Origin of the sequence: Chitinophaga varians (assembly GCF_014529945.1) — a bacterium.
GTDB classification, from domain to species: domain Bacteria; phylum Bacteroidota; class Bacteroidia; order Chitinophagales; family Chitinophagaceae; genus Chitinophaga; species Chitinophaga varians.
Genome location: NZ_JACVFB010000027.1, coordinates 1 through 757, shown reverse-complemented (window position 1 = coordinate 757; position 757 = coordinate 1). Strand labels below are relative to the sequence as shown.

Sequence of the window (757 nt, the reverse complement as noted above, 5' to 3'; positions counted from 1 at the left end):
CAATATCTTCAATGCAGGTAATAAAGACCTCGTATACGAGACCACCGATAATCCTCTGGGGGAAATTTGGAACGCCACGGCTGAATTGCGTGAGAATGGGTTGGTACGGCTGCATTTCCCGCTTGAAAGGAAGCCGGAGCGCGGAACGCTGATTGCCCTTTACCACGACTATTACATCACCGATGGTATACAGCTGATGCAGAGCAGCCGGCTGTGGCTGGAGAAAATCAACATTTACCATGCCCTGAGTGCTGGGGTCAGCGCTTCCGAATGTGAAGACATCACCCTGAAGCAGGTGAATATCATAGCCAATGAAAAGAAAAATCGTGTATTCAGTACCGTAGCCGACGCCACGCATTTTAGTGGTTGTAAAGGCCGCATTGTGATCGACGGATGCACGGTAACCGGCGCGGGCGATGATTTTGTCAATATACATAGTATGTATGCCCCGGTAGTCGAAGTATTGAGCGATCATGAAGTGCTGCTGGCGCAGCATGATAGGTACATAGGCTTTGAGCAGGGCGAAAAAGCCTGGCGTGTGGATACAGCTACCATGCAGCGCAGGCAGATTTTATCCGTGGTAGGGCAGGAGGATGAATTGGAAAACGACGATGTTACAGGACACCGGATTAAGTTCAACGAGAATATCACCGGTATACTCAAAATTGGAGATCTGCTGGAAAATATAGACAAGAACCCGGATGTGGAGATCACCAATTGCCGCGTGATGAAGCGCCACCGCGCAAGGGGGATACTG

The 757-nt window shown here is 49.9% G+C and carries 1 protein-coding gene; it reads left to right on the top strand.

The window, feature by feature from the left end; translation table 11 throughout:
* Positions 1 to 757 (top strand): hypothetical protein (locus ICL55_RS34890; protein WP_223151699.1); only part of this gene is annotated, 757 nt, incomplete at both ends.